Origin of the sequence: Nocardia lijiangensis NBRC 108240 (assembly GCF_001613045.1) — a bacterium.
Taxonomy (GTDB): Bacteria; Actinomycetota; Actinomycetes; order Mycobacteriales; family Mycobacteriaceae; genus Nocardia; species Nocardia lijiangensis.
On record NZ_BDBP01000059.1, the window covers coordinates 1 to 5,291 of the forward strand.

Here is a 5,291-nt window from a genome sequence, read left to right on the forward strand (position 1 = left end):
GCGGGCGAATGGCAGCCGTGGATGGGCGGCACCGCCCCGCTGCCGCCCGGCTCGATCCTGCCCGGGATCGGCGGCGTCGTGCTGCCGACGCGGGGCGCATTCACCTCCGGATTCGGTTCCCGCTGGGGCACTTTCCACAACGGCATCGATATAGCGGCGCCCATCGGCACCCCGATCTACGCGGTCGCCAACGGCACCGTGATCGACGCGGGCCCCGCCCAGGGTTTCGGCCTGTGGGTGCGCATCCGCCACGACGACGGCGCCATCACCGTCTACGGGCACATGTACGACTTCTTCGTCTCCGTCGGCGAGCGCGTGCCCGCGGGCATGCAGATCGCCCGCATGGGCAACCGCGGCGACTCCACCGGCCCGCACCTGCACTTCGAGGTGATCGTCGGCGGACAACACGTCGACCCGCGCGCCTGGCTGGCCATGCGCGGGCTCAGCTTCTGACCCCACAGACCATTTCGACGCCGCACAGCGTCACCGCCTGTGTGCGGCGGGTGGCGGCTGTGTGGAACGGACCGGGCTACTGGGTGGGGAGGGCGATGCGGTTTTCGACGGCGGCGAGGCCGATGTCGGTGCGGTAGTGGCTGCCGGGGAGTTTGATCGTGGCGATGCGATCGTAGGCCTTGGTGCGGGCCTCGGAGAGGTCGGCGCCGACGCCGACGACGCTGAGAACCCGGCCGCCCGAGGAGACCAGCGCGCCGTCTTCGCGCAGCGCGGTACCCGCGTGCAGCACGGGGGCGTCGTCCTGTGCGCCTTCGCCGACACCCGTGATCACGTCGCCCAGGCGCGGGCGGCCCGGGTAGTTCTCGGCCGCGATGACCACGGTGATGGCCGAGCCGTCCCGCCAGCGCGGCGCGGCGACCTCGGCGAGGGTGCCGGTCGCGGTCGCGTTCAGCAGTTCGCCGAGCGGGCTCTCCAGCAGGGCGAGCACCGCCTGGGTCTCGGGATCGCCGAAGCGGCAATTGAATTCGACCACCGAGGGCCCGGCGGCGCCGATCGCGAGACCGGCGTAGAGCAGCCCGGAGAACGGGCAGCCGCGGCGCACCATCTCGGCGGCGACCGGCTTCACCACGTCCTCGACGATCGCGGTGACGGTCTCCTCCGGCAACCAGGGCAGCGGCGTGTACGCGCCCATGCCGCCGGTGTTGGGTCCGGTGTCGCCGTCGCCGACTCGCTTGTGGTCCTGCGCGGGCAGCAGCGGCACCACCGTCTCGCCGTCGACCAGGCAGAACAGCGAGACCTCCGGGCCGTCGAGGAACGACTCCAGCAGCACCGGGTGGCCCTGCTCGAGCAGTTCGGCGCCGTGATCGCGGGCCGCGAGGCGGTCGGCGGTGACCACGACGCCCTTGCCCGCGGCGAGGCCGTCGTCCTTCACGACCCAGGTCGGTCCGAAACGATCGAGTGCGGCGTCCAGCTCGGCGGGGGTGTCGACGACCTCGCTGTGCGCGGTGCGCACGCCTGCCGCCGTCATCACATCCTTGGCGAAGGCCTTCGAGCCCTCGATCCGCGCGGCCGCGGCCGACGGGCCGAAACAGGCGATGCCCGCCGCGCGCACCGCGTCGGCCACGCCGAGCACCAGCGGCACCTCGGGGCCGATGACCACGAGGTCGGCGGCCAGTTCGGTGGCCAGCGCAACGACGGCCTCGGCCGAGGACGGGTCGACCGGACGCACCTGCGCGTGCTGCGCGATGCCCGCGTTGCCCGGCGCCGCATAGAGGGCGCTCACCGCGGGGTCGCGGCGCAGGCTGAGGACGAGGGCATGTTCACGGGCTCCGGAACCGATGACGAGTACGCGCACGGGCAACAGCTTAGGTGAAGCGGCTACCCGCCTCTCCGGGCATCGGACTTCTGGTCGACCGGCGTTCGGCAGCCGTTCGCCCACCGTTGGGCAGCCGATAGCCGACCGATCGCGAAATCGATTGCCGCCTTTCGTCCGTCGCGGCCGTGACCCGTGGATCATGGGTGGGGAGGGTTCGGACAATCCGCCGGACCGTCTCCCCTCCCCCGCGAAGGACGTACAGATCATGGGTCTGATCGACGGACTGATGGGCAACGCCGGACGCATAGATCCGGGCCAGGCACAGCAGGAGTACGCGAAGCTGCTCGGCAACGGCGAGCAGATCTATTCCGCCTACCTCCTGGTGCGCGACGCCATCCTCTTCACCAACCGCCGCCTGATCCTGGTGGACAAGCAGGGACTGTCCGGCAGGAAGGTGAGTTATCACAGCATCCCCTACCGCTCGATCACGCATTTCTCGGTGGAGACCGCGGGCACCTTCGATATGGACGCCGAGCTCGTCATCTGGATCGCGGGCACACACGAGCCGCTGCAGAAGCGGTTCAACCGGCAGGTCGACATCTACGAGGTGCAGGGCCTGCTCTCGCACTTCGTGGCGGTGTAGCGCGCGGCCGTCCGCGGACTACGCTGCGGATATGGCTTCCGTCTTCAGTGCGATCATCGCCGGTCAGATCCCTGGTCGATTCGTCTGGGAGGACGACGAATTCGTCGCCTTCCTGACCATCGCCCCGATCACCCAGGGCCACACCCTCGTGGTGCCGCGCAAGGAAATCGACCACTGGCAGGACATCGACGCCGACACCTTCGCGCGCCTCAACGGCGTCGCGCAGCAGATCGGCAGGGCCGTGCGGGCTGCCTTCGACGCGCCGCGCGCCGGTCTGCTCATCGCCGGGCTCGAGGTGCCGCATCTGCACGTGCACGTCTTCCCTGCCTACAGCCTGGGAGATTTCAACATCTCCGGCGCCGACCCGAATCCCTCGCCCGAGTCGCTGGACGAGGCGCAGGCCAAGATCAAGCAGGCGCTGCGGGATCTGGGTCACGGCGCCAACGTGCCGGACTGAGCGGGTCCGCGCGGGATCGTCCCATCCCCACATGCCGGAGAGCGCTCGGTTGCGAGCCGAGCGCCCTTTCCCTTTCGCGAGCCCGCGCCGGGATCGCACCGGCTTCATCACTGTTCAATGACGAACCCGTCCGAAGCTCGCTGCTCAACTACACTTTTCTCAGTTGACCGTGCCGTTGCGCGAAGACGGCGTTCAGACGTTGAAGCTCCGCACGAAACGAGTGGTGTCATGGTCGATAGCCACGAACAGTTCCCTTCTCCGGCAACAGTATCGACGGACGATGCGCCGCTGCGGAGACCGCTCCCCGGCGACCGGGGTTCCCTCGCTGCCGACCGACTACCCGCCGTCGGCGAAGCGCACCCTGCCTGCCGTACCTGAGTCCGGCGAATCGCACGTCGAGCGACTCGACGTGAACGTCGGCGGCACAGCGGCATACCGCGCACACCTTTCGCAATTCTCGACGGCGACGTCGTCCACCCCCTGTGGATCTCGGCCGTGATGTCTCTCTTCGGCTGACCCCCAGGCTCTTCGGCGCCGTCGGTCCAGGCCCGGCCGGCGTGGACGGCCGAGAGAATCGGCACCAACGAAACGAAGGGGCAACGATGGTCACAGCAGTGGATTACGCAGCACGCCAGATCGATCCGCACGCCATCCGGGACGCCGGGCACGTCGCGGTGCTCGCCTACGTCTCGACGTCGCGGCCGGGTTCGAACTTCGGGGCCAAGCCGCTCACGCGTGAGTACGCGGACCGCATCCGCGCCGCGGGGCTGGACATCGTCTCGATCTGGCAGTACGGCAAACCCGGCAACGCGAGCGCTCCCTCGGACTACACGCTTGGCTACGAGGGCGGCGCGCGGATGGGCCAGGAGGCCAGGCAACGCCACTTCGCCGCGGGCGGGCCGGGGTTCAGCCCGATCTATTTCGCCGTCGACGAGGACATCGACGAGCACACCTGGAACACCAAGGCCGTGCACTTCTTCCGCGGTGTGAACAACGCGATCGGCCAGGAGTGGACCGGCGTCTACGGCCACGACGAGGTGTGCCAGTGGGCCATCCGCGACGGCGTCGTCGGCCGGTCCACCACGCCGGGCCGGTACTGGGCCTGGCAGACCAAGGCGTGGTCGGAAGGCGATATCGCCGAGGGCATCTCGTTGTATCAGCGCATCGTCGACACCCCGTCGAGCCCCGGCCCGATCATCGACGGCTCGCCGGTCGACGTGAACGACATCTACGCCGCGGACTACGGGCAGTGGTCGATCGACCGCGGGCCGCGGACCGTGGCCCAGCCCGAGTACGTCGAGCTCGACCGCATGGGCAATTCGCGCAGCAGCCGCCACGGCGCACGCGTCACGAATTTCCTGCTGCACACGCAGGAGGGCAACGGCACCGCCGAGTCGCTGGCGAACTATCTGAACAACTCCGCCAACGGCGTCTCCTACCACTACACGGTGCGCGACGGGATCGTGTGCGACGTCGTCGATACCGACTACGCCAGCTGGAGCGTGCTCGACGCCAACCCCTTCACGATCAACCTGTGCTTCGCCGGGTCCCGCGCCGGGTGGAGCCGGGCGCAGTGGCTGGAGCGCGAAGACGATATCCGGATCGCCGCCTGGCTGGCGGTCCAGGACGCGCGCAAGTACGGCTTCGAGCCGGTCGTCATCCCGCCGCCGTACTGGCGCGGGGAGGGCATCTCGGACCACAAGTACGTGACCGAGGAGCTGGGGATCGGCACGCACACCGACGTCGGCTACAACTTCCCGTGGGATCGGCTGGAAACGTTCGTGAACGAGTACGCGGGCGGCGGACCACCACCGGGGCAGGGCAACGCCATCGATGACGCCGCCGCTGCCGCTCCGTGGCTCGGCCGGCGAATCACCGTGGGCGAGATCACCACCCCGGACGGCGTTGGCCGCCGCGCCGAATTCGAGAACGGCCAGGTCTACTGGCACCCGAAGACCGGCGCGCATGCCATATCCGCGGAATTGTTCGCCAAGTTCGCCGAACTCGGCTGGGAGGCGGGTCCGCTCGGCTGGCCGATCACCGACCGGACCGTCCTGACCGCCGCGGACGGCGTGCGCCTCGGCGAGGTGCAGGGCTTCCAGGGCGGCGCGCTGTACCTGCGTTACGACGCCGACCGGCCGCCGGTCTGGGTGCACGGCGCGATCCGCGATCGATGGAATCGATCCGGTTTCGAGAACGGCGAGCTGGGCTGGCCCGTCGCCGACGAGCAGGAGTTCGACGGCGGCGCGTACCAGCGCTTCGAACACGGGACCATCTACTGGCCGGGGCGCAGGAACACGGTCGCGCTGCTACACAACGACGATCCCGATACGCCCATCCCGGATCGCGACTGAGCGGATGCAAACGACAGAGCCTCCACCACTGAGCTCAGCCGCGAAGCGGATGCAGAAAGGCGCCCGGCT

Annotated in this window: 5 protein-coding genes; 4 read left to right on the top strand and 1 reads right to left on the bottom strand. The window is 69.2% G+C overall.

Annotation, left to right across the window (positions count from 1 at the left end; genetic code table 11):
- On the top strand, nucleotides 1-453 hold a 453-nt coding region (locus NL1_RS22080; protein WP_156094986.1), incomplete at its 5' end, for a M23 family metallopeptidase.
- Nucleotides 454-529: 76 nt separating this feature from the next.
- On the opposite strand, the gene purD is transcribed toward NL1_RS22080, so the two are convergent.
- Nucleotides 530-1,807, bottom strand: coding sequence for a phosphoribosylamine--glycine ligase (gene purD / locus NL1_RS22085; protein WP_067842457.1), 1,278 nt, complete (start codon nucleotides 1,805-1,807; stop codon nucleotides 530-532).
- A gap of 226 nt (nucleotides 1,808-2,033) precedes the next feature.
- Between purD and NL1_RS22090 the strand changes: the two genes are divergently transcribed.
- From NL1_RS22090 to NL1_RS36765, 3 genes are all read left to right on the top strand, one after another.
- Nucleotides 2,034-2,411 (top strand): PH domain-containing protein, encoded by a 378-nt coding sequence (locus NL1_RS22090; protein WP_067842463.1) that lies wholly within the window; start codon nucleotides 2,034-2,036, stop codon nucleotides 2,409-2,411.
- 31 nt (nucleotides 2,412-2,442) lie between these two features.
- On the top strand, nucleotides 2,443-2,868 hold the full coding sequence (locus NL1_RS22095) for an HIT family protein (RefSeq protein WP_067842460.1): 426 nt from the start codon (nucleotides 2,443-2,445) through the stop codon (nucleotides 2,866-2,868).
- Nucleotides 2,869-3,470: 602 nt separating this feature from the next.
- The gene (locus NL1_RS36765) at nucleotides 3,471-5,222 is read left to right on the top strand and encodes a glycoside hydrolase domain-containing protein (RefSeq protein ID WP_084510849.1); all 1,752 of its coding nucleotides are present in this window, start codon (nucleotides 3,471-3,473) and stop codon (nucleotides 5,220-5,222) included.
- Nucleotides 5,223-5,291: the final 69 nt, after the last annotated feature.